Origin of the sequence: Alteromonas ulvae, from assembly GCF_048987005.1 — a bacterium.
Taxonomy (GTDB): domain Bacteria; phylum Pseudomonadota; class Gammaproteobacteria; order Enterobacterales; family Alteromonadaceae; genus Alteromonas.
In genome coordinates, this window is the sequence record NZ_CP185261.1 from 4,083,544 (window position 1) to 4,108,543 (window position 25,000).

At 44.8% G+C, this 25,000-nt stretch carries 20 protein-coding genes; 7 read left to right on the forward strand and 13 right to left on the reverse strand.

Annotated elements, in window-relative coordinates; genetic code table 11:
- The 3 genes from ACOJR9_RS17660 to ACOJR9_RS17670 are packed head-to-tail and all read right to left on the reverse strand — an operon-like array spanning position 1 to position 2,157.
- Complete coding sequence (locus tag ACOJR9_RS17660; RefSeq protein ID WP_420934190.1) at positions 1–987, reverse strand: DUF4097 family beta strand repeat-containing protein; 987 nt, start codon at positions 985–987, stop codon at positions 1–3.
- 14 nt (positions 988–1,001) lie between these two features.
- Positions 1,002–1,592: a hypothetical protein gene (locus tag ACOJR9_RS17665; RefSeq protein ID WP_420936167.1), complete on the reverse strand. Its 591-nt coding sequence runs from the start codon at positions 1,590–1,592 to the stop codon at positions 1,002–1,004.
- Entirely contained in the window at positions 1,582–2,157 is a 576-nt protein-coding gene (locus tag ACOJR9_RS17670; RefSeq protein WP_420934191.1) for an RNA polymerase sigma factor, read from the reverse strand. The genes ACOJR9_RS17665 and ACOJR9_RS17670 overlap by 11 nt, the downstream gene beginning before the upstream one ends.
- Positions 2,158–2,290: 133 nt before the next feature.
- Between ACOJR9_RS17670 and ACOJR9_RS17675 the strand changes: the two genes are divergently transcribed.
- The gene (locus ACOJR9_RS17675; RefSeq protein ID WP_420934192.1) at positions 2,291–2,932 is read left to right on the forward strand and encodes an MOSC domain-containing protein; all 642 of its coding nucleotides are present in this window, start codon (positions 2,291–2,293) and stop codon (positions 2,930–2,932) included.
- Between the two features lie 74 nt (positions 2,933–3,006).
- Here the strand turns inward: ACOJR9_RS17675 and ACOJR9_RS17680 are convergent, their stop codons facing one another.
- The 5 genes from ACOJR9_RS17680 to ACOJR9_RS17700 form a co-directional block, all read right to left on the reverse strand.
- Positions 3,007–4,062: an MBL fold metallo-hydrolase gene (locus ACOJR9_RS17680; protein WP_420936168.1), complete on the reverse strand. Its 1,056-nt coding sequence runs from the start codon at positions 4,060–4,062 to the stop codon at positions 3,007–3,009.
- Positions 4,063–4,262: 200 nt separating this feature from the next.
- The gene (gene rplI, locus ACOJR9_RS17685; RefSeq protein ID WP_420934193.1) at positions 4,263–4,715 is read right to left on the reverse strand and encodes a 50S ribosomal protein L9; all 453 of its coding nucleotides are present in this window, start codon (positions 4,713–4,715) and stop codon (positions 4,263–4,265) included.
- Between the two features lie 26 nt (positions 4,716–4,741).
- On the reverse strand, positions 4,742–4,969 hold the full coding sequence (rpsR, locus tag ACOJR9_RS17690; protein WP_012519954.1) for a 30S ribosomal protein S18: 228 nt from the start codon (positions 4,967–4,969) through the stop codon (positions 4,742–4,744).
- A gap of 11 nt (positions 4,970–4,980) precedes the next feature.
- Positions 4,981–5,382: a 30S ribosomal protein S6 gene (rpsF, locus tag ACOJR9_RS17695; RefSeq protein WP_420934194.1), complete on the reverse strand. Its 402-nt coding sequence runs from the start codon at positions 5,380–5,382 to the stop codon at positions 4,981–4,983.
- A 166-nt stretch (positions 5,383–5,548) separates the two neighbouring features.
- A complete protein-coding gene (locus ACOJR9_RS17700; RefSeq protein ID WP_420934195.1) occupies positions 5,549–6,724 on the reverse strand; it encodes a GAF domain-containing sensor histidine kinase in 1,176 nt (391 codons plus the stop codon).
- Positions 6,725–7,049: 325 nt separating this feature from the next.
- On the opposite strand from ACOJR9_RS17700, the gene ACOJR9_RS17705 reads away from it, so the two are divergent.
- The 3 genes from ACOJR9_RS17705 to ACOJR9_RS17715 all read left to right on the forward strand — a co-directional run bounded on the left by ACOJR9_RS17705 (position 7,050) and on the right by ACOJR9_RS17715 (position 9,741).
- Positions 7,050–7,337 (forward strand): YebG family protein, encoded by a 288-nt coding sequence (locus ACOJR9_RS17705; RefSeq protein ID WP_420934196.1) that lies wholly within the window; start codon positions 7,050–7,052, stop codon positions 7,335–7,337.
- A 203-nt stretch (positions 7,338–7,540) separates the two neighbouring features.
- Positions 7,541–8,320 carry an ABC transporter ATP-binding protein gene (locus ACOJR9_RS17710; RefSeq protein ID WP_420934197.1) on the forward strand — a complete coding sequence of 260 codons (780 nt, stop codon included), beginning with the start codon at positions 7,541–7,543 and terminating at the stop codon, positions 8,318–8,320.
- Positions 8,314–9,741 (forward strand): ABC transporter permease, encoded by a 1,428-nt coding sequence (locus tag ACOJR9_RS17715; protein WP_420934198.1) that lies wholly within the window; start codon positions 8,314–8,316, stop codon positions 9,739–9,741. The genes ACOJR9_RS17710 and ACOJR9_RS17715 overlap by 7 nt, the downstream gene beginning before the upstream one ends.
- Before the next feature lie 14 nt (positions 9,742–9,755).
- Here ACOJR9_RS17715 and ACOJR9_RS17720 read toward each other — a convergent pair whose 3' ends face one another.
- The 3 genes from ACOJR9_RS17720 to ACOJR9_RS17730 form a co-directional block, all read right to left on the reverse strand.
- Entirely contained in the window at positions 9,756–11,339 is a 1,584-nt protein-coding gene (locus ACOJR9_RS17720; RefSeq protein WP_420934199.1) for a methyl-accepting chemotaxis protein, read from the reverse strand.
- A gap of 149 nt (positions 11,340–11,488) precedes the next feature.
- On the reverse strand, positions 11,489–13,003 hold the full coding sequence (locus tag ACOJR9_RS17725; RefSeq protein ID WP_420934200.1) for an ATP-binding protein: 1,515 nt from the start codon (positions 13,001–13,003) through the stop codon (positions 11,489–11,491).
- A gap of 63 nt (positions 13,004–13,066) precedes the next feature.
- Entirely contained in the window at positions 13,067–14,152 is a 1,086-nt protein-coding gene (locus ACOJR9_RS17730) for a methyl-accepting chemotaxis protein (protein WP_420934201.1), read from the reverse strand.
- Positions 14,153–14,452: 300 nt separating this feature from the next.
- On the opposite strand from ACOJR9_RS17730, the gene ACOJR9_RS17735 reads away from it, so the two are divergent.
- Positions 14,453–15,205: a TSUP family transporter gene (locus ACOJR9_RS17735; protein WP_420934202.1), complete on the forward strand. Its 753-nt coding sequence runs from the start codon at positions 14,453–14,455 to the stop codon at positions 15,203–15,205.
- A 32-nt stretch (positions 15,206–15,237) separates the two neighbouring features.
- Here ACOJR9_RS17735 and ACOJR9_RS17740 read toward each other — a convergent pair whose 3' ends face one another.
- On the reverse strand, positions 15,238–16,200 hold the full coding sequence (locus ACOJR9_RS17740) for a cation diffusion facilitator family transporter (RefSeq protein ID WP_420934203.1): 963 nt from the start codon (positions 16,198–16,200) through the stop codon (positions 15,238–15,240).
- A 561-nt stretch (positions 16,201–16,761) separates the two neighbouring features.
- Between ACOJR9_RS17740 and ACOJR9_RS17745 the strand changes: the two genes are divergently transcribed.
- Both ACOJR9_RS17745 and ACOJR9_RS17750 read left to right on the forward strand, forming a co-directional pair.
- A complete protein-coding gene (locus tag ACOJR9_RS17745) occupies positions 16,762–19,443 on the forward strand; it encodes a family 16 glycosylhydrolase (protein WP_420934204.1) in 2,682 nt (893 codons plus the stop codon).
- A 62-nt stretch (positions 19,444–19,505) separates the two neighbouring features.
- Positions 19,506–22,451: a TonB-dependent receptor gene (locus ACOJR9_RS17750; protein ID WP_420934205.1), complete on the forward strand. Its 2,946-nt coding sequence runs from the start codon at positions 19,506–19,508 to the stop codon at positions 22,449–22,451.
- Between the two features lie 100 nt (positions 22,452–22,551).
- Here ACOJR9_RS17750 and ACOJR9_RS17755 read toward each other — a convergent pair whose 3' ends face one another.
- Positions 22,552–24,648, reverse strand: coding sequence for a TonB-dependent receptor (locus ACOJR9_RS17755; protein WP_420934206.1), 2,097 nt, complete (start codon positions 24,646–24,648; stop codon positions 22,552–22,554).
- Positions 24,649–25,000 lie beyond the last annotated feature (352 nt).

The window sequence follows — 25,000 nt, forward strand, 5'->3', positions numbered from 1 at the left end:
TCACTTTTCGTCTATTTCAATTCGCCCGTGCACTGTGGCAATGTCAACGTTTGCAGAGCCACCGTTTTGAATGAAGCGAAGCCAGCGACTTGGCCCATATTTCGGTTTCTCCACTTCATCTTCACTAATGTTGTTTTTTATGTTGCCGCCAGCATGGGCCTCAATGTCAAACTGCGCTGATACATTTTGCTGGAACGCAAGAGACATAGCACCACCAACGGAGTTTGCTTTTACCTGCCCATTGTCATTTAACGACATACTAGCCGTCGTCTTCCCATTAACCGTATCGATTTCTAATCTATCTATTGCGGCTAATGTAAGCGCAATACGACCATTAACCGTTTCAACAGCAACCTCTGGACTTGTTGTATTAACGTTTAGGTCTCCATTAACCGACGTAAATGAAATTGCATTGCTGCCTGTATGCGTTACCTTTACACCGCCATTGACGGTTTCCACATCGAGGTCGCCCACTACATTTAATAACTCAATACCACCGTTTACCGACTCTACTTCAATATGTGACCCTGAATTCTCAATGGTTACGTCTCCATTGACGACTTCAATGTCCACAGCATTTTGAATGCCCGTTGCAGTTACATCAGCGTTTACAGCAGAATAATGAAGGTCACTGCCAACAGGTACATAAATGGTAAGCTCATCGCCATCGTTATTATTGCCGTACCGCTGCTTCGACTTGCGCTCTACCTCAACATGAACAACAACCACATCTCCGCGTTTTTCAAAGATAAACTCTTCTGTTCGATCGCCAAGCTCCCCAACCACCCGAACTTGTGACTTGTCCCATACTTTAATATCGGCACTGCCGTTTACGTGTTCAATATCAAGTTTGGGTGATGATGAAGTCTCAATGGTTTTATCAACTTTTTCACCTGCAAGCACGGTAGATGAAAGCGAGAGTGCTATCACGGTGCTAATTGCTGCTATCGCCTTAGCTGTTAATACATTTTTCAGTCTTGCGTTCATTAGATGACCTCTTATTAAATTTGCTGCCATTTTGGCGCGTGCACTCGCTCAACTAAGGCAATTTGTTGTTGATAAACATGGTGTAGCATTTTGATTAACGCTGAATTATCAGGATCCTCTTTTAATGCTGCTTTGATGGCATCTGCTGCCGTATCTAATTCATTTAATTGCTGCTGCCAGTCTTTTGTCAGCGCTGGCGTAGTGTCATAACTTGCGATTAACCCCGCAATGTACTGGCGCTGTTGTGCGCTTTGCGCTTCAACTAGTGCATAGTTGTTAATCTGGACCTGCTCGCTTATTGGCGCGTGGATATTGACTAAGCCATCAGTATCAACTGGTTGCAGCGCTGATGGATTGCCAATAGGCGTTAAAAACCACAGCATGCAGCACACGACAGCAAACGCTGCAGCCACTGCCCACACGCCTTTTGAGGCGAACACTGCTTGCTTGTCGCCACTTTCATTTAACACGTCGCTCCCCATTACCTGCTCATCATGACGAGCTAATCCCAGTTCGATACCACGCCAAAGATCGCGTTCAGGCTGCCGTTCTTTTTTCAACTCGTTTAGGCGCTGTAACAACTGTTTATCTGCATTACTCATCATCACACCCCATTGCCTGTTTTAAAAGCCCTCTGGCTCGATGCAGCTGTGCTTTGCTAGAACCCACCGCCATATTAAGCATGCTGGCTATCTCTTCATGTCGATAACCTTCTACCGCATAGAGTACGAACACGAGTCGGGCTCGTTCTGGCAACGCGCGAATATGCCTGTCTAAATCGTTGTCATTTGTTTCTTGGGGCACTGCCGGCTCAGTAATGCCGGTGGTTTCTATATTTAGCATGCGCTGAAACCAACTGCGCTGCTTACGCATATAGGAGATAGTCACATTCACCGTCACGCTGTGTAGCCAAGTAGAAAATTGACTATTGCCATCATAGCTGGCCATTTTTCGCCATAGCTGAATAAACACCTCTTGCGACGCATCTTCGGCCAAGCTTTTGTCGCCAGTTAAGCGGTAACACAGTGCATAGACGCGGCCTATATGCTGCTCGTATAGCGTCTTAAAAGCGTATTTGCTGCCCGCTTTTACGTCAGCGATTACCTCGCTTTGTGATTTAGCGGTAAAAACCGCTCTGTCGCAACAAATGCGTTGGTGGCCTTGCTCCATGACGCTCTCTTTTTTGTGTACACTGTGATAGAAAATGTCAGTGTGGCGCTTGTTAGTGTTATAACCTTAGTCGTAACCTATAGTAGAAAGGTTTAAAGAAAAAAATAAGTTTTGTCAAAAATGCGGAGTCGGTATGTCAGAATGTAAAGTAAATGCACTGTTTGCAGGTCAACCAAGCCCATTGGGACCGCGGGGAGCACCCAGCAGTATTGTGAAAGAGTCGGTGTCTCAACTCACTGTGCGTACCGATAAAACCGATGAAGATTTACAGGCAAACAGGCGGCTTCACGGTGGTCCTGAGAAAGTACTGCATCAATATAACCCCACTAACTACCTTACCCTTCGCAAACACTTTCCTGAGGGAGAGTTTGTGCCTGGCAGCATAGGTGAAAATTTGAGTGTTGAGGGTATGGACGACGCGACGGTTTTCATTGGCGACATTTGGCAATTTGGTGAAGTTCAATTACAGGTGAGCGCGCCAAGAGCACCCTGCAGCAAAATATCTCAGCGATTTGGTATATCAAATTTAGACAGATTTGTGGGTAAAAGAGGCATAACAGGTTGGTATTACCGAGTGTTGAAAACCGGCGTTATTTATCCCGGTGATGAGGTGCGCTTGATTGAACGCCAGGACAACACCGTTAGTGTACATGAACTCATGCAGTGTACACATACAAAAACAAATAAAGCGCTGGCAGCAGCACTGTCTTCACTCACGGTTCTTGATGATGAATGGCGCTTAAAGTGTGAAAAAATAGTGAACACTGGAGTGTGACCATCTTTACTGGACGAATTTCTGGCCAAACGAAAGCGCTTTAACTGCGAATCAACTCTAAGAAGTAGGTGGCCTTAAAAGGTCACCTGTTCTCCCTCATTGAGAATATACAGCGGGATGGTGTTGTCTAACTGCCTGTCCATTTCTATTAGTCTAAACAGTGCTGAGTGGGAGGTTTTATCGCCCATTTTCCAACTCGCATTTCCATAGCCCCACGGAACAACCACGCCACAGTTCAATTCCTTTGCAGCTAGCAGCGTATCCTCTGGCGTGGTGTGCACATTGCGATACCATTTAGGAGACGACTCACTGAAATATGAGGCGATAGGAAGAAGGCAAACGTCTATGCTGCCAAATCGGTTGCCGATATCTTTAAAGTGTGCTGAGTACCCAGTGTCGCCGGCAAAGAACAAGGTTTTACCGTTGCGCTCAAGCACCCAACCACCCCATAGCGCTTTGTCATTGTCTTCGTACAAGAAGGGCACCATTATGCGACTGCTGAAATGATGGGCCGGAACAAAGTGTATGGTGGTATCGCCGAGTGCTTTTTTTGCATACCAAGCCATTTCAGTGATGTGATATCCGCCGGTAGGGAAATGCTCACCAAACCCTAGTGGCACTAAATAGGAAGGCATATTTCCAATGCGCTCGATATCCGATTTATTGAAGTGATCGTAGTGAATGTGGGAATACATGACGGCGTCAGTTTGCTCTATTTCTTGTGATGATAGCGCTGAGGCAGGGTTGCGGAAAAAGCCATCTGCTAATTTAAATGCCCAATTTACCGGCCAGTCAAATTGTTCAAATACGGGGTCAAACAGAAACTGTTGTCCCTCTTCGGTTGTCACCACAAAACTAGCATGTCCTAACCAGCGAACGGTAAAACCGCTATCGATAGTCAGTGATGGGTTGTCACCGTGATAGACACAGTCTTCCATATCGCCTTTACACGCTATTTTGTCCGTAGGCGCATAGCAGTTTGTAGTGCACGTCATTGGGTAGCTTGGAAAGTTAGCGTAAAGGTTGCTAAATCGCTCTTCAGACCCATCAGTTCTATCTCGCTTGATCACTGACTGTGAAGAAACACTAGTCTCAACATGGTTGTTCGCAGCGCATCCGAAAAAAAGCATTACGAGAGCTAAAATGACGAACTTCCTTGCGAACTTTACGACAAGTTGCATAGCGACCTCAGAGAGAATAAATACGCTGATAGTATGGTATTGATGCACTATCTGGAACAAGCAGAAAAACGTAAGTAAGTATTTATTTTGTGATTTTCATGCATAAAAAAACCGCTCATTATGAACGGTTTTCCTGATTACATAAACGCTTACGCTTCAGCAATAATGATCACTTTAATTGAAGTGGTTACATCAGAGTGAATTTGTACGTCGATGTCGTACTCACCAGTTTCACGAAGTGTACCGGTAGGTAGTTTAACCTGTGCTTTTTGTACTTGAACGCCAGCTGCAGTAATTGCATCAGCGATATCACGTGTACCAACAGAGCCAAACAACTTGCCTTCGTCACCAGCAGGTGCAGCAATTGTAACTTCAGCCAACTCATTGATTTTTTCAGCGTTTGCGTTTGCAGCAGCTAGCTGATCAGCAATTTTCGCTTCAAGATCGGCACGACGTGCTTCAAACTTTTCAACGTTGTCTTTAGTTGCAGGAACCGCTTTACCCTGTGGGAAAAGGAAGTTACGAGCATAACCAGACTTTACAGTCACTTGGTCGCCCAAGCCGCCAAGATTGGCGATTTTATCTAGTAGGATGATGTTCATCTAAGCTACCCCTTAAGTTCGCCAAATTACTTGTGTGAATCAGTGTACGGAAGCAACGCAAGAAAACGTGCGCGCTTAATCGCAGATGACAGCTGACGCTGATATTTTGCGCTAGTACCAGTAATACGACTAGGGACAATTTTACCGCTCTCAGTAATGTAGTTTTTAAGAGTAGCGATATCTTTGTAATCTATTTCGGTCACACCTTCTGCTGTAAAACGGCAGAACTTACGACGTCTGAAAAAACGAGCCATGGGTGATCTCCTTAAGCGTTGTCTTCAGTGGTTTCAGTTTGCTTTTCTGCGCGCTCTGAGCGAGGTGCAGAATCTTCACGACGCTCACGGCGAGGCTCTTCTTTGGTCATTGGAGAAGGCTCTGTAACAGCGTTTTTAGTGCGCATTACCATGTTACGCAAGATCACGTCATTGAAACGGAAAGCATTTTCCAATTCATCAACGGCCTCTGCTGAGGCTTCAGCATTGATGAGTACGTAGTGTGCTTTGTGCAGCTTTTCGATTGGGTAAGCCAACTGACGACGGCCCCAATCTTCTAAACGATGAATCTGACCACCGTCTTGCTTAAGAATAGTAGTATAACGCTCGATCATACCAGGTACTTGTTCACTCTGATCAGGGTGAACCATAAATACGATTTCGTAATGACGCATTATAGCTCCTTACGGTTGTAGCCTCGACAGTACAGCCAACTGTATGGAGACAAGGAACGAATTGGGGTGGCTGTAAGGGCGCGCATTATACGCATACCGTAAAAATTGCACAAGCATTAATCACAGACATAGCAAACAGCAGTGAAGAGAGTGCGCAATTTATGGACTATTCGATAGGAATTTTGAGGGAGAATTCAGTAATCGAATCATCCGATTCTACTGACAACGTTCCATTGTGGGCGCTGGAAATTTGCGATGCGATAAAAAGCCCCAAGCCTAAACCACCGGTATCTCGTTGATTTTGCTGTCGCCAAAACGGTTGGAAAAGTCGCGACATTGCGTCGGGTGACATTGTATCTCCATGGTTAGAAATGCGGATAACCAAAATAGTATCGACAATATATCCATTCACCTGAATTGGCCGAGTAATATCACCATGAACAATGGCATTGATTAAAAGGTTAGACAGTACTTGGCTAATCCGTTCAGGGTCGCAATGCACCGGCCCCACTATGTTGATGTTGCAATGAATACTGCACTCTTCGTGCAACAGCTTTAACTCAGACACTGTGTGTAATAAAACATTATTAAGGTTGTCCACATACTGCAAATTAAGCGGAATACCACTCCCCATCTTGCCATGGGTAAAGTCCATAACGTCTGATATTAGCCTTGACATTCTTTTTGCACTGTTATCCATGTGCGCTAACACGTTTTTAGCAGTGTCATCCTCTGTGATGCCATATAAAAAGTCGATCCCCATTTTTAATGAGGATAAGGGCGTTCTAATATCATGCCCTAGAATAGCGATGAATTGCTCTCGTAACTTCGCTGCTGACTGCTCATCAAAAAGGGCAGCTTTGGTATCCTCAAGCGCCTCGCTTATTATAATTTGACGAGAAATAAGTGCTGCGAAAGAAGAAATTTGATTGGTAATAAGCTCTGTTTTCAATATCGCAGGGCGGGGGTCTAAACCACAAATGGTGCCAAAAAAATTGCCATCCGTATCGTATATAGGGAATGAAAAGTAGCTTTCAAACCCATACATCTCTGGGATAGGGCTATGCTTAAATTCGGGGTCTTCGGATGCATGTTCAATAACAATGGGCTGTTGAGAAGTTCGAACCGAATGACAGAAGGTGGTTTGAATATCGAGTTTATCGCCCGGATTAAGATTAAACTCGATGCGATCGAGCACAGAGCACACAGTCCACTCGTGTTTTGTTACCCGAGCAACACAAATAAATCGCAGGCCTGTTAAATCCGCAAGCATTTCCATAATGTGCGGAATAACATCAATAGTGTGTATTACGCTAATATCCTTTGGGACTTTTATGCTCACTGGCAGCACTCTCCATTTTTGAGTATTCCGTTTCTCAATCTTTTTTTAATTTCAATCTGTTTCTTAAGAGGCCATTAAAGAAAAAGCAGCATCGCTATTGAATTAATATTGTACCTAGTTACATGGTGACACCGAGCTCTACTAAATAAAAGGTGTTATTTATAATTATAAAGCAATTGATACGTCCCGACCGCTCTACAAAGAGTACGTTTCAAAAGACGAATATAAAAAAGTATGTATCGAAGAAAAATTAACCTCTTAACTGTTTATTTGTACAGTTAAATGCTGTACAGTTTTCCAGAATTTAAAAAGAAGGGGACCTACCATGGCCATTACCACACAGTATGTTGTTACGCACAAAGGGGTAGAAAAATTGGTAACTACCGACAAAAAAGAAGCTGATCAGTACGACAAGATGCTCGATGCGGCAGATAACTTAGCGCAATATATCCAAGCGAAGGGCATTAGTCTTGACGACAGCGCGTTAGAAGAACTCTCAATCTTGCTGTCTAAAAACAAAGATAAAATCAGTAAAATATTTAAAGGCTCCTCTGCAGAAAGCGTATTGGAAGACGAAAGCGCAGAAGTGGTAAAACTGAAAGCTAACGGCTAGCAAGCAGCCGTTAGCTCCCGTGTTTTATACGGTGCTTTCTCCTGCCTTTATATTAAGGGCCCTAAACCTAGGGCTCGCTTTTGATTACTTTCTCTCTCAATCATTTTGATTAGCATCACGGACTGGCTATCTAAGACATGTAAGTCACTTCGTTATTCGATATCATAGAAGGACGAAAATTGAGAAAATAGTAAGGAGTTAGCGTGAAAGCATGCGTTGGCGCAACAGAAAGCGCAAAGACAGACGGTACTCGTAACGTTGCCGTTGCTGTAAATAACGTTAGCTTTTCTCATAACGCTCCTAATAGTGAAAGAGCCCGCCCTTTTATTGAAATAGAGCAGTGGCATCTATATCGGGGGGAGCATGTGTTTCTATCCGGTCCATCGGGAAGTGGTAAAAGCACTTTTTTAAACTTGCTAAGCGGCACACTCACACCTGACAGCGGTACAATATCGCTTTTAGAGCAGCCTTTTTCTACACTTTCCAATAGGCAACGGGATCGATTTCGCGCTAACAATATTGGCGTTGTATTCCAGCAGTTTAATCTCATTCCATACCTGTCGGTTAAACAGAATATTAAGGCTGCTCTCTATTTTGCTGGTACCAATATAAAGGACAAGGCCCTTGATGAGCGTATATTGGCACTACTCGAAGACTTACAGCTTTCAAACCAACTGTTAAATGCAAAAGCAGACACCCTAAGCGTGGGTCAACAGCAGCGCGTTGCCATTGCCCGCGCGATCATCAACACGCCTGATATTTTAATTGTCGATGAGCCCACATCAGCTCTTGATGCAAAAGCAAGAGATAGCTTTATGGGTGTACTAAAAAGATTAGCCAAAGATAGCGCTTTGGTTTTTGTTAGTCACGATCCTTACTTAAAAAAGTATTTCTCAACGCATATCGATATGCAGCAATTTACCCCTTATCATCACGGATTCAGTGATGCGTCAGCTGTCTCTAGGAGCGTATCAGCGTGTTAACCACTATCGCGATAGAAAGCTTAAAACGACGCAAAAGCACTGTACTTCTCACGCTAGTTAGCATTGTGATCAGTGTGAGTTTACTGCTTAGCGTTGACATTATTCGTACTCAGCTTAAAAGCAGTTTCACGCGGACGGTATCAGGCGTAGACGTGATTGTGGGAGCGCCCAGCGGCCAACTAAATTTATTACTGTCCTCTGTCTTTAACTTAACCACACCGCCGAGAGGGATTAGTTGGGACAGCGTTAGCTCGCTTAACAGCGACCCCCGTGTATCGTGGCTCATTCCTTTATCGCTTGGCGATACACACAGCGGGTATCGCGTCATCGGTACCACTAATGCTTACTTTGAGCATTTTAAATACGGCGATAAACAGCCCTTGGTGTTTGCTGAAGGGGGCCCATTCGCCCACGTGGGCGCAGCAGTTATTGGTGCTGACGTTGCAGCGTCTTTAGGTTACCAAGTTGACGATAGTATTGTTATATCTCACGGCTTAGGAAATGTGTCCTTTCGTCAGCACGACGGCTTTCCTTTTTCAGTGACCGGCGTGTTAGAAAAAACAGGTACCCCCGTTGATAAAGCAGTGTATGTCACGCTTGCTGGCCTTGAAAAAGCCCATGAACATGCTGGCCCGTCTGGCATAATTAAGCCATCCCAATCTATCCAGCGCCCGTCAAACTTACCCGCTCAGGCACACGCTCATACCGGCGTTGCAGCTGCTGTTCACGGTAACGGTGAGCATAAAGGGATCAGTCATGGAGAAGCTGGGCATGAAGAAGTGGGGGATGAGGGCGATAATAACCCCCATTCCCACGAAGAAGAACCTGAGCACCAGCGCTTTGGCGAGATGGACGTTGAAAACAATCATGTCTCATCAGTGTCTGCGGTAATGCTGGGGCTTAACAATCGCGTAACCGCTTTGCAATTGCAATATCAACTCAACCAGCGTAGTACTGAACCTGTGCTCGCTATCTTACCGGGAATGGCGCTCGCTGAGCTATGGCAAATTATGGGAAATGTAGAGGCGCTGCTTTTGTTATTATCTTCACTTATCGTCATTTCAGCTCTTATTGGCTTAGCCACCATGCTACTGGCGACAATGCGAGAGCGTAATCAAGAAATAGCGGTACTGCGCACCATTGGCGCAAGTCCAGCTGGCCTTCTCATGTTAATACAGCTAGAAGCGGCTTTTATAGCTTTAATAGGCTGCGGTATCAGTATAATCGTAGTAACAAGCCTACTCACTGTACTCAAGCCATGGTTAAGCGCTGAGTTTGGACTATTTTTAAGTGATAAGCTCGTGTCGTCAAACAGCATAGCAATAATAATGCTTGTGTTGGTAAGTACTGTCATTGTGTCATTTTTCCCAGCCTATGCCGCGTATAAACGCGGCCTAAATGCTGGATTAAACAGTCAATAACACACTGAATATTGTTATTCTCCTACACGCTTGTCGGTGCTAAAGCGCAGAATAAGCTCGTGAACACGGTTAACTGTCTCACGTAAATCATCACTCGCTGCCAGTGATGCTTCTGAAGAGCGCTGTGTTTCCTCGGCCCCATCTGCAACGTCGACAAGCTGTTGATTGATATGCTCTGCAACAGTGCTTTGCTCTTCAACTGCCGATGACATTTCCACAGTAGCGTCTGCAATACCGCTTACTGCATTATTAATTTCAAATAATGCGCCGCGTGTTTCTTCTACTATCAAACTACCCTTCTCTGCCGACGCCAAGCCATCGTTAGATACTCGCACCGCTCTATCTGAACGCTCAGCAAGTTCAGTGATAATATTATGAATTCTATCAGTAGAGTCTCGAGTTCTAGACGCAAGCGTTCTTACTTCATCGGCTACCACCGCGAATCCTCTGCCTTGTTCGCCAGCTCTAGCCGCTTCTATTGCCGCGTTAAGCGCTAGCAAGTTTGTTTGTTCTGCTATAGCGGAAATAATATTGGCGGCTTCGCCAATATCGCTCGTTGACTGAGCTAGCTCGGTCACGGTTTCTGAAATTGATTCGACGGCGCCTCGCAATGACACAATAGCCTGCATCGCTTCTTCGGCCTTCTGATTCCCCCTATCCACATTCATTGCTGCGGTTCTAGCACTCTTAGCATTGCTTTCTACGCGCTCGGCAACCTCCTGAATGGCTTGGCTCATTTGCGTTACCGCAGATGCTATTTGCTGAGTAGCCTGGTTTTGCTGTACCACAGCTGCACTAGTATTTTCAGCTTGCGTGTGAGTAGTTCGCGACACGGTTTCAAGCCCCGCGGATGCATCTTTTATTCGAGTAAGTGCAGTTCGTGTTCGAGCAAGTTCACAGCCAAGAACCAGCTTTGCCTGCGCAATATGAGGGGCGTCTGCAAAGTACGTCTGAGCTACAATATCATTGCTATAGCTATTAGGACTAAGTGATAAAAACGCTTTCCATTCGTTTCGTGTTTTCGTTGCCTGTACGCCAATAAGTAACAACAACGCGATGAATGCAATAGCCGCAGCTATTGCATTAGATGTAAACCAAACCGCTGCCACCCCGACAAGCCCAATAAATATCGAGGGCCAAACGTGACCAATGCGCTGTGCAATTTGATGAGAAACTGATGTTGCAGATTTGCCGGCGCGAATTCGCTCGTACATGTCTGTTGCACGCTGCACTTCCTCTGCAAGAGCAGGAACTCTCACTGACTCGTAACCCACAATAGTTGATTTTTCATAAACCGGCGTAACAAATGCAGACACCCAATAGTGATCACCATCTTTGCGTCTATTTTTGACTAATCCGAGCCAGCATTGTCCCGACTCAAGGGTTGCCCACATTTCTTTGAACACAGAAGGTGGCATATCGGGATGGCGAATTAAGTTGTGGTTTTTACCAATTAACTCATCTCGCTCAAATCCACTTGCTTCTACAAATTCGTCATTGCAATGCTGAATAACACCCCGTCTATCTGTTGACGAAATCAGTCTGTAGTGGGGAGGGAATTTGTACTCTTTCTGAGTAACTGGCTGATTATTTCTCATTTAACACTGGCTCCGTTAGAACTCATCAGTGGTGCTGGTATATCACTGCTTTATAGTACTTAAGACTAGATCAATATTAGTTAACGTCTAGTTTTACTGAAACTTTAGTTTGATAAAACCTGTAATCGTAGCAGTTCGCCAACGAAAAATTAGGTGGCGTCGGCAAGAGGGAGAGTAACGACCACCCTAGTGCCCACACCCTCAGTACTGTAAATATCTACTGTTCCATTGTGCTCTTCGACAATCGTGAGTGAAATTGACATACCCAGCCCAGTGCCATCGCCAGGAGGCTTTGTAGTGTAAAAAGGGGTAAAAACCTTATTGAGCACTTCAGGGGGCATGCCCTCTCCCTCATCTTCTACAATAAGGCGTACTTTAGGTTCGTCTACCTCAATGCTCAATGTAATAACCTTACCTTCTGCAGTGGCGTAAATTGCGTTGGTTAAAAAATTCACCAACACCTGCTGAATTTGTCCTGCATTACCTTTAAAGGTGACATCGTGCTCAGGCGCGTTAAAATTGACTGTGTTTTTATATTTGTGCAGATTATTCGTCAGCTTAATGGCAGTTTGCATTGCATCTGTAGCACTAATATCCCCAGCACTTCCTGAATTGGGGTAAGAAAAGCTTCGCAATGCTTTTACTATGTCTATTATCCGTTCAATACCTTCAGAAGATTCCTCGAACATTTCTGCAATATCTTTTGCACTATCTTCTAAAGAAAAATCCTTTTCTAATTTTTGAAAGGTTTCTGCTATGTGACCACCTGCTTCGCGACACAGGTCACCAATTTGATCTATTGCACTTTGATAATCATTGAATATATCTTTCGCTACTGCGGTATTACTTCGAACATAACCTATGGGGTTATTTATTTCGTGGGCAATACCTGCTGCAAGCTGGCCTAACATGGCCATTTTATCAGCGCTAACCAACCTTTCCTCTAAATGCTTTTTGTCTTTTTCCATGGTGGAAATAGCCGCCTCTTGATTACTCAGCTTGTGAGATTTATCTTTATCGCGAAGACCAAAGTTTAAGTAGTGCTTGGTTGTGTCTAGAATATAAAGCGTTTCCTCCGCTAACGTGTCATCAGCGGTTAAAAGGGCTATCCACGCGAATTCTTTGTCTGAAAGCTGATGCATAAAATGGACAACACGGGCTTCACGCCCAACATCTAAACGCTCAACCACATTGACGCACCAATGTGCGTAACTCTCTTTGAGCGATAGCGGTAATTCACTCACAATAAGAGTGGAGAGTTCCGGTGCCTCTACCCAACCTTTTTCTGAAGTTAGCACCTTGTCATCATTGCCCACTGTTATTTTGCCGTTTCTAACGATAATCGCTTTGCCACAGCTTGCTTGGCAAAACTCGACAGCAGATTCTAATGCAGAGAAGATGAAAGAAGCGGCGCTGCTGTTTGCACCAAGTTGAGAAGCCGAACGACTTAAGTAAAGTAACTCTCGCTCTCTTTGTTTGGAGGCCTGAAGGGATTTTCTGAGTGCCTGATTGGCTAAGTAAGCATCTTGAGAGTACGTTTCTAAAAATGCTTCTGCACTTTTTCTGGCTAGTTTTTGGCGTTTAAGCTGACGTTCTAATGAGTTAACACGCGCCTCAAGTTCGCTTATCTTTTGGTTTGCAAAGGTGTCGTTCTCATTACTCACGCGTCAGCTACCTTTTCCCCAAATGGGCGGCTTTACATGCCCCCCACATAGCCATTTTTAACGCTAGTAACCGGCTAGCGTGTCAAGAATTTGCATTACTCGCCCACTTGCTTGCTCCATTTCCATGAGCTTGGCATCGGATTTAGTTTGATCGCCTGCTAATTTCGCTTCTATTGCCGCTTTGCCACTTTGATGAACTGCTGCATGAGGGGTGTCGAGCTCTCTAAACGCCGCTGTCTTACCTATGCTGCTACTAGCATTTTCTCTGTACCACCGACCAAGACGGCAGCTCGAATGGTCAGACAATTCCGCGACAGATTTGTCACTATAACCACACAGCACGGCATAAACATCTGCTTTCCAAACCACGTGATCTAGCTTAACGGTTTGAATAAACGTACTAAAAGAGCCTTTGGTAATCGTCGCTTTCATGCTGTTGCAGTGAGCGACCATGCCCTCGTAACTACCGTTTAATTCATCAATGCCAGCCTCTAAATTCTCATTATTGCCTCGCAGCTCGTTAACGCCAGATACCGCTTTAGCGGTACTTTGAATAATACCATTAACTAATTCAGATACTTCGGTAGCCGACTTATTAGTTTCGGTAGCAAGAGCTCTCACCTCGTCAGCAACAACACTAAATCCTCTTCCAGCATCGCCTGCTCGCGCTGCTTCAATAGCGGCATTAAGAGCAAGCAAATTCGTCTGATCTGAAATGCTAGTAATAGTAGTAACGAATTTATTAATATTGTCAGCGGTTGTAGATAACCCAGAAATACGTTCACTCATACTGCCCATCTGCACATTCAAACCACTCATATCATTGACGATATTACTGAGCGTTGATGCTGAATGTGTAAACAGGCTGTCAATATCTGCAATAGATTGATTTTCTGAGTCAATGCTGTGGAATGCAGCAAGCACTGATTCTCTAATTCCATCAACTTGCTGAAGCGCATCAATAATGCATTTAAGTAAAACAGAATCTTTCATCTGTGCAGCAGCTTTATGTAAATGCTCTACTTCGTTAGCCAGCGACGTATTTTCAGCTTCTAATACCGCGACTCTATCAAGGGTTTCTTGTAGGCGCGTTTCTAGCTGCTTAGCCAACGCCTCTTTTTCATCATACTTACCGCGCGAAACAAACATATCTTTTTCCGAAAATTATTGTTATTCGTTTTTTTCCAGAGTAACAGAAAATAAATGGCAATGACTATTAACCTGAAGTAGAAGACGACTATAAAACTGTCATGCATGAGTATCGGCCGTTTCAACTCCCCCTTTAATAAAAGGTGCTCAGGTGAAACCCTTTACGGCGAATGGCATACAAAGACTTATAAGTAACGCCTATCCTCCACAGAAACGAGTTACCATACCAGTATAGGTCGATGCCTCTGTCAGGATGCTCATTTTTATCGCGTTTACTACATTTACTGGTGAGCCTTTTACATGGTTATTGAGACACTTCTCTTAATGTTTGCGCTTCTTGGCGTAGCCACATTGTTACAAACCTTGAGTGGTTTCGGCTTTGGTTTAATCGTTGTATCAAGCTTCACTCTGCTTGATATAATGCCGTTAACTGCGACAACGTTTCTAGTGAGCTTTTTGAGTTTATTTAACTCTGTTAGCCTGGTTTTTAAAAACACTCATCATGTGAACAAACGCGCCTTCAACATACTGCTTGTCACTGCAATTCCATTCATGGCTGCGGGATACGTATTGCTGGAATACCTTTCTCAGTCTATGTCCCACTGGCTCAATATTATGTTAGGGAGTGTTATTTTACTGTGTTGTGGGCTGCTCGTTATTAAACGCAGCGCTGCCGAGCGCTCTGAACCCTCAATAGGTTTTGGTGTTGCTGGGGCAGTGAGCGGTCTACTAGGCGGGCTTTTTTCTACGTTTGGTCCCCCTGTGGTATTTCAATGCTATCGACAGCAATGGTCAATTACAGAGATACGCATTACCTTGCTTGCTTTTTTCTGCTTAACGTCGCTGATGCGCTTAATTGTGTTGCCCTTTGGTACGCTGCCCCCCTACGACATTGTCCTTTCGACTCTTTTTGCCATTCCCATCGTTTTACTCTTTACCCGTATTGGCCGTTTACTGGCAGCAAAAGTCTCTGCAAAACACATAAAATTACTGGCCTTACTTATGCTAACGCTAAGCGGCAGCTTGCTTATCGTTCAAAACCTTACGCTGTAAAACGATATTCATTTTTCTACTCGATGTAACCATTAATTATCAATTTCTACGTGAGCATTATCATGGGAGTGCCTGTGAAGGTGGTCTGTTTCGTCTCTGCATGGTTCACTAGGCAATTCAAACTCTATGGTGGTGTGGGCCAAATGAAAGGGCTCCAGACTTTTTGCCACTTCATATTTCAACTTGAGTAGAGTCTGCGTATCAACGCTACATTCAATTACCAAATGTGCGGTTAATACATGCTGATCGCCATCAAGAGACCAAAAGTGCAGATGGTGAATTTCTTCAACATGAGAAATCGCTAACAGCGTGTTGCGAATTTCTGAGCGACTCTCATAATCGGGCACACCCTGTAAGAACAGCTTCATTGTTTGTACAACATAGCGGACAACGTTGACCGAAATAAAAAGAGTGAAAACAATGGAGAGGATAGGATCTAAAATGGGCCAATGCACAAACTGCAGTAAAATAGCCACACAAAGTACCGCCACCCAACCCAGTGCATCTTCAATCAAATGCCAGTTGAGCACTTTTTCGTTCATGCTGTGGCCGCCACTCAGTTTGTAAGCGGCGAACCCATTTACTGCAATGCCCAATATTGCCAATGCTATCATGCCCTCAGTAACAGGCATTTCAGGTTCGAATAACCGGGGAATTGCTTCAATGAGTATCCATACAGAACCAACGATTAAAATGAGCCCATTGATCATAGCGCCCAGCAGGCTCAGCCTTTTGAATCCGTAGGAATACTTTTCGGTGGCGGCTTTGTGACCTAACTTACTTAAGTACCACGCTAGCCCGATGGATAAAGAATCACCTAGATCGTGCACAGCGTCAGCCATTATTGCGACACTGTTTGTTAGCCACCCTCCTATAAATTCTATTATGGTAAAGATGAAATTTAACCAAAATGCCCAGCCTATTCGCTGACTATCTTCACTTTCACTGCCTGCGTGGGAATGGGAAGCGTGGGAATGTCCATGATGGTGGTGCATACAAATCTATCCATTCAGGGGAAAGCTAATGAAAGCATTTTCACAGCGATGTTATTATTTGAGACATAGCTTCCCACAGCACGATGAATTAGCGCAATAAGCAGACTGGTTATTAACACTTTATTTTATTCACAATGCGGATACGAAACATTATTTTCACAAAACCCGATGACACAATCCCTTAACCGGGGCTCGGCATTAATTTTGAGCTCGGGGACTTTTCACAATGCGTTGATGAATACAATTTTATTTAAAGTAATTCATATACATAAAAGAAAAGCATCAATAACTAAACGCAACAAAGGTTATAGAATACAGTTATCTTAGTAACCATAGATGTTATCGACATGGTCATTCATTAACGGCTTTAATGTTAAAAAGTTGAAAAGATGATTGATCTTTTCGTTGCTCTCGCTTAATGTTAGCAAAATGTAAGCGCTTCCAAAAAAATATTCAATTTAATTTTGTAAGCGCTTTCAAAAACACAAAAGCCATCGCGGCCGTCGTTAATTCACACTCAACGACACACTTAACAACACATTTATAGCAAGGCTGAAAGCAATGACTAAACATGCATCGAAAATTACGCGGATAACCGCTGCGTTGTCAGTCACAACCCTATTTGGTTGCGGTGGTGGTGCCACCACATCTACTGATATAGACGCGGTGGATGCCTCTGCCCCAGTGTCAGATTGGCAGTTGGTATGGAGCGACGAGTTTGACGGTTCAAGAATTGATGAAAACAAATGGACACACGAAGTAAATTGCGCCGGCGGTGGCAACAATGAAGCTCAATGCTACACAGAAAGCGAAAGCAACTCCTTTGTTGAAAACGGCACGTTAAACATTGTCGCGCTTCCAGCAGAAGAAGGGGCACCAAAACCCTATACCTCTGCGCGACTAAATACCCGTTACAAAGGTGATTTCAAATACGGTCGCATCGAAATGCGAGCAAAAATGCCTGAAGGCCAGGGTTCTTGGCCTGCATTTTGGATGATGCCAACAGACGAAGTGTACGGTGGATGGCCTCGTTCGGGTGAAATCGATATCATGGAAGCGGTGAATTTAAAAGCAGCGGACATTGACGGCAACCCTGAAAACCATATCTACGGCACACTTCATTACGGACAAGAATGGCCGAACAACGACAGTTCGGGCCAAGCTTATTCACTACCAAGTGGTGCCAATCCTGCCGATGACTTCCATACCTATGCTATTGAGTGGCAAGAAGGCGAAATCCGCTGGTACATGGATGGTTACCTGTACGCCACCCAGCGCCGCTCTGAAGTACGTAAAAACAGTAAGGGCGAAGCAACTGGCCTCTCGCACCGAGGTTGGTATGCAGAATACTTTGAACAGGGTACAGGCGAGCTTACTACATTTTGGGATAACGCCCCTTTTGATCAAGAGTTTTACCTTATTTTAAACCTTGCGGTTGGTGGAGCATGGCCTGAGTCTGTGAATGAAACCGGTATCGATGCCGACGCATTTGCAGAAGGACAAAGTCTTGAAGTTGACTATGTTCGCGTATACGAGTGTGCATCAGACCCAATGACAGGCAAAGGCTGCGAAACCGTTCGCCCAGGCTACGATTCACTAGAAGATGCATTAGTTGAGGGCGCAGCGCCAATTCCATCGCCACCTTCTACCGGAATAGCTCAAAATCTCACCATTTTTGACGGCACACCAAATCCAAACTGGCCTGCATGGGACTGCTGTGGTGGCTCTACACCAGCCCTCGTTGAAGATGCAGATGAAGGTCAGGTATTTGAATTCAGTATTGGCGATGAGCCAACGGTAATGGGTTTCATTAGCCGTTCAGCGTTTATCACCGACCCCGACGGTCAAGCTTCACCGTTTGATGCTTCACCAATGGAAGAAACAGGCAGTATTAAATTCGATCTTAAAGCGGTTGCCTTACCAAACAATGCAACAACGTCTTGGTTGTTTAAAGTTGAGAGCTCTGAAGGCTCTACTTTCGCTGAACTGCCTTTGATGGATGGCTATGTAGGACCAGCCGATGTGGCAGGAGCTACACCTGAGCAAGGCGCATGGGAGTCGTACGAATTCCCACTGAGTGTATTAGCAGAGGCAGGCCTAGATACCAGTGCCATCGACGTAATCATGGTATTCCCATTATGGGATACGGGCAGCGGTGCGGTATATCGCATGGCCAACGTTGAAATTTCACAAGAAGGCGGTGCGTCATACCCTGAGCTTACTATCTTCGAAGATGGACAAAATCCAAATTGGCCGATGTGGGATTGCTGTGGCGGTTCAACACCAACTGAAGAAATGGATGATGAAGAGCACGGCCTTACTGCTGAATTCCGCATAGGCGCAGAGCCAACAGTCATGGGCTTTACCACTCGTTCAATTGATGGCGGTGGTGCTACTCCATTTGACGCCACTGCACTTACTGATGGTGGTTTACTGCAGTTCGAAATGAGAGTGGTAAGCGCGCCAACTAACCCAGACTCTACTTGGGTATTCAAAATTGAATCCAATGATGCTGCCACTGCCGTTGAGCTTCCACTTGCCGACAGTGTAGAAGGCCAAGCACCAGTTGAAGGTGAGTGGCAAACTTACACCTTCTCTATTGCCGATCTTCAAGCCCGTGGTTTAGATGTAAGCGGTATTGACGTCATCATGATATTCCCAGCGTGGAGTACAGGTGAAGGCGCGGTATACCGTATTGATAACGCGAAATTTTTCCACCCCGACAGCGGCAACGAAACACCGGCTGGTGGCTTGAGCATTTTTGCTGACACCGCAGCAGAGCAATGGTCTATCTGGGATTGCTGTGGTGGTTCTACGCCAACGGAAGAAGTTGACGATGCTGAGCACGGTACGGTTGCTGAATTCAGAATTGGTGAAACACCAACGGTAATGGGCTTCCTTGCTGATGAAGAGGTGTCTTACGACGCATCGGCACTGCTTTCAACAGGCGTAGTTCGCTTCGAAATGAAAGTAAGCGCAATGCCTATTGATACATCTGGTCAGTGGTTATTCAAAATTGAGTCTATCGGCGCATCTTCTGCGGTAGAGCTGCCAATGTCATCAAGCCTTGAAGGTGTAGAGCCTGCTGAAGGCGAGTGGCAGACATACACGTTCCCGCTGCAAACACTTTACGATGCAGGCCTAGATATCAGTGCAATCAACGTTCTTATGATGTTCCCTACTTGGGATACAGGTAATGGCGCTGTATACCGCATCGATAATGTAGAAATAGCAGCTCAGTAATAAAGCAATTTGCCGCCAGAAGCTTGGCGGCATATCAAATTGATAAGAATTAGTAGGCAATTATGAAAAACACAACTTTTAAAAAGACCCAGCTTGCCACGTCAATGGCTTTGTTATTGGGCTCTACTTTGGCCATGCCAAGCTACGCGCAAGAAGCAGAGACAGCTTCGCCTGAAGAGGGTGAAGTAGAAGTGATTCAAGTAAGCGGTATTCGCGGCAGCATGATCCGCTCGATGGACTTGAAGCGCAGTTCTAGCGGTGTTGTAGATGCAATATCGGCAGAAGAACTCGGTAAGTTTCCCGATACTAACTTAGCCGAAGCCCTTCAGCGCATAACGGGTGTAACTATTAGTCGTAACAACGGTGAAGGTAACGAAATTACGGTACGTGGTTTTGGCCCAGAATTTAACTTAGTCACCCTTAATGGCCGTCAAATGCCGGGCACAGGTTTCACCCGTTCATTTAACTTGTCTAACCTTTCTTCTGAGGGTGTAAACACGCTAGAGCTACAAAAAACCGCTCGCGCAGAGAACCCCAGTGGTGGTCTAGGTGCAACGGTTAACATCATTACGATGAAGCCGCTTGCTCAGTCGGGTCAACAAGCGTCATTTTCAGTGAAAGGTATTTACGATACTTCAAATGAAGAGGGAGATGATGTAACGCCAGAAATCGCAGGTGTTTACAGCAATACCTTTGCTGACGATATGTTTGGCTTTGGTGTATCTTTTTCTCACCAAGAGCGTGATTTTCAGCAGCAAGCGGCCAATATTCAAGGCTGGCAGCTGCAGGAAAACGGTGCATTACCTGACCTAGATGCGGAGAACGTCGTTGATAACCGCACTAACATTACTAATGCTGCTTTCTTCCCAAAAGATATGAACTACGGCATCAGTGATGTGCAGCGCGAACGTCAAAACGCACAGGTTACGTTCCAGTTCCGTCCAATCGACGATTTTACAGCAACGGTAGACTACACGGCGTCTCGCGCTACGACAGGCACTAACACTGTGGGATGGGGTATTTGGAATAACTTTGGTGCCAACATCAACGCTTACGAACTCGATGCAAACGGTACTGCGGTGTATGCCGATATTAGTGGCGATGACGGTTCGTTTACTGCTAGCAGAAATACCACCCGAGTAGATGCGCGATCAATCGGTATCAACCTTGATTGGATGGTAAACGACGATTGGCATTTTGCTCTCGATTATCACGACTCGTATAACGAAACCGATAATGGATACGATGAAGGGCTAGGTAGCGCTGGGCAAATCATTCTTGGCTCGAATCAACTTCGCTCTAAAGTGTACGACTATCGCGAGGGCGATATTCCTCAGGTATTCGTGAATTGGAATAACGGCACTAACGAAATATCGCCAGGTGCAATAGATTCTAACTTTAGCCAGTTTATCTACTCACCTGGCCGTTCTGATATTAAACAATTCCAACTTGATGGCACGTGGTATAACTCTGCTTTTGATATTCCCTTGATTAAGGTAGATTTTGGCGTGGCTCGAACAGAGCAGGCTCTTACTGGATTTGAGGCTTGGAGCGGTTTGCGTGGCGGTCCGGGCTTTAACCCTTCGTTTACACAAATATTCCCAGATAGCATGTTCGTACGCAACGACACCAGCGGCTTCTTAGATGCCTTTAGTAGCGGCGGTGCTAATATGAACCCTGGCTATTACTACACCTATGACTTTGACGAAGCGATTGCTCGACAATTAGCGTTTATCACATCAGATGTAGTGGGCGAAGCAAATGCCTACTCTATCGACCCTTATTACATGGGTGCACCTGCCGTGAATAATGTGGAAGAAACGACCAACTCTATTTACGTACAGACCGAATGGGACTTTGAAGTTGGCGACTACTACGTGCAAATAAATGCAGGTGTGCGCTATGAGGAAACTGAAGTACCCAGTTCTGCAGAGGTGCGCATTCCAACGCAGGTTAACTGGGTTGCTGCATCTGAGTGGATAACGAACTTTGAAAGTGAGTTGCAAATACAGGACTTCACGGGTGAGTACGATGTTCTGCTGCCTATGTTCGACGTGAAGGTTGACGTGACTGATGACATAGTTGCGCGTTTCTCTTGGGGTAAGTCGATTACTCGCGCGCCTATCGGTTCACTGCAAGGCGGCCTAGCGTTTAGCGGTAGTCCCAAAATTGGTTCGCGCACGGCATCGGCGGGTAACACCAGCTTGCTGCCATTTGAATCTTCAAACTTAGACTTATCGTTTGAATGGTACTACGACGAGGCAAGCTATGCGTCAGTCGGTCTATTCAGAAAGTCAGTAGACAATTACATTATTACTACAGGTCGAGACCGTCAGTTTGAAGGTCTTAACGATATCTATCTGGGCCCACGTTGGAATGAAGCGGTAAATGCACTTGAAGCGGCTGGCACGCAAGCTACTGACAGCGCCATTTATGATTATTTTGTCAACAATGGCTATGCTGATGAAAACGGTGTTGTCACACCTAATGCAGACGACCCCTTAATTACATGGCGTACAACGCAGCCTGGTAATTCTAGTGATGCGAAAACCGTAGAGGGCATCGAGCTTGCTGTTCAACATACTTTCGGTGAAACCGGCTTTGGCTTTGGTGCAAACGCCACGCTAGTCGACGGTGACGTTGAATACGACCCATATAACCTTGAAGAGCAAGACCCATTAGTAGGGATTAGTGACTCTGCTAACTTCCAGGTGTTCTATGAGAAAAATGGGTTGTCAGTGAAAGTCACGTATGCATGGCGTTCAGATTTTGTAGTAGGCATTGGCCAAGCTCAGGGCTCATCGGATAACCCAGCCACCCAGTTCGATACCTACGCACAGGTTGATGCGAGCATTAACTATGACGTTGATGAACATCTAACGGTATTCCTTGAAGGAATTAACATTAACGATGAAACCGAACGCGGATTTGGGCGTTTTGAAGAGCAGTTCTTGTTTGCTCGTCAATACGGCCCTCGTTACACCTTAGGTGCTCGCTATACGTTCTAAGTATGTTTAGCACGGGGGACGTCTTTTGAGACAAACCCCATCAAAAAGGCCGATTCATTTACATGAAGCGGCCTTTTTTGTAAGCGTTATTCGGTAGTTGCTAGAACGACCCAATAACAGACAGTCTTGCATTAATTGGCGCACCAACGGTTGCTTGATGTCTAGAGTGCGCGTTCGGGAAGTATAATGTGTCAGTTAAGTTTTCCACATTAAGCTGTAAACGCATGCCGTTGTGTAGCTCGTAGTATGCTGACGCATCTACACGAGTATAGCTTGGTAATACTGGAGAATCGGTATCGGTCACCACAAAACTCTCATCTTGATAGGTTGCGCCAATACCAAAGCCTAACACATCGCTTACCTGGTACGTTGTCCATACCGACATGGTATTTTCTGGAAGCTCACGAAGCTCAACGCCACTCGCACTTTCACCGTCTAAATTGCTGTAGTTGGCAGTAACAAACCACTTGTCAGTGATGTAGCCTTGCAATTGAAGCTCAAAACCTGATACATCAGAATCAACTTCTACAAAGCCTTCAGGGTCGTTAGGATCGTTATCCAATGAGGTCTGCTCGTTCTCAAAAATAGCCGCTGTAAAGCTCATGCTGTCCGCAAAATCCCACTTCAGACCAATTTCTTGATTAGTAAACGTATCAGGGTCTAGGGCATCTGCATCGCCGTTAATATTGGCATACTGTTCACCACTGCGTGGTAAAAACGACTCACTGTAGCTGGCATAAATTGAAATGTTTTCTTGAGGCTTATACACCAAACCAGCACGAGGAGACACTTCCTCATCAGTGCGGTTACGGGTTTCTAATACCTCAGGGCGTGCGTCAAATACTTCAATGTCGAAGCTGTCGAAACGCGCTCCTAATACCAGGTCGAAGTTTTCAGATAGGGCAATTTCGTCTTGTATGTAAAATGAATATACGTCTAAATCTACACGAGTATCATCATTTAGCGCTGAAAATGCAGTTGTTACTGTGGTACCAGCAGCGTTAGTCCCTGTTAGACCTCTGAAGTCTAAGGGACGATTTACCAAGAAGTCTTCTCTATCGGCACTATCCTCGCCTACTCGTGAATCAAAAACAGGGTTTAAACGATTTTGATCAGATTCAGTGTTGATAAACTCTCCACCAAAAATAACCGTGTGCTCAATACTACCCGTTGCAAACTCACCAACTAAATTTGCCGACAGAATAAGATTTTCACGCTCTGTGCCATCAATGTAACCGTCAAGTGTCACTACGTTAGTTTCTGGTTCAAAGTCTTCGGCGTAGAAGTTGGCATACACTTTATCGTAATCACCATAAAAGGCATTAAAGTTACCTTTTAGGTTATCTGAAAAATTGTGCTGTATATTAGCGCGAAACACGTCAGCTTCTAGCGTTTGATAGTTGTTTTCAGGGTCACCAAAAACAATGTTCTCAAACGCTTCCACCGGCTCACCGTTTGCACCTGTTGGAATACCACGGTCGATAAAACGCTCGTGATCGATATACTCATAAGATAAATCAATAGTAGTGTCGTCGCTCAATTGAAAGCGCGCTGTGGGGTTAAACCCGTAACGATCGCCATAGAAGAAATCACGATGGTTATCTAGGCTTTCGTACATGGCATTAATTCTTACCGCAGAGTCTTCACCCGTATCGATGTTAGTATCAAGCTGCAAGTTATACGCGCCAAAAGTATTAGCAGATACGTTGTAGTTTATAAACTGCTGCTCAATAGTCGCTTTCTTGGAAACTCGATTTAAAATACCGCCCGTACCGCCACGACCAAACAATAGTGCATTCGGGCCGCGAAGAATTTCTACTTGCTCAACATTATACAACGCACGGTAATACTGAACGTCGTCACGATTGCCGTCTATGTAAAAATCGGCTGTTGAACGTACACCACGAAACACAACAGAATCACGATGTCCTTCGCCCTGAGAAGTATTGACCCCAGGAGTGTAATCGATAATTTGACCTACGCTAGTAATACCACGAGCAGTAATTTCTTCTGCCGTCATGATAGATAAACTTTGTGGTACATCAATAATAGGTGTTGGGCTTTTTATAGAGTTAGATTGGTTTACCGAGAGATATTTTCCCTCAACAGTAAGCCTTTCAATATCTTCCATTGCAACCCCTAGGGCAGCAGGGCTTAACATTACGGCTGTAGCAATAGTCGTAAGCTTAAATTTCACTTTACTTCTCCATGTGTTCTACAAGTTTGATGTGTGTTTTTGGTAAGTAATCAGGGTTTCCCTTTTTTAACTTTTCTATTTGAGTGGCGTCTTGAGTGCGCCTTGTGATGTTAATAGGAATTATTACTATTTATATTTATGATAATAGAAATGAGTCGTGTTTGCGAGTAAAGCAGTGATGTTTTTAATAATGCTTAATAGTTTTGACATGATTGATATGAGTGTGTGTGATGGCAATAGTAAGCAATACCAGAGAATTGGCAGTTCTCCCCCTATCTTGGAGTAGCAAAGCGATAACCTCTTGCACTTGAAACAGGCTAAAAAAAACCGCTCTAATTGTGTTAGAGCGGTT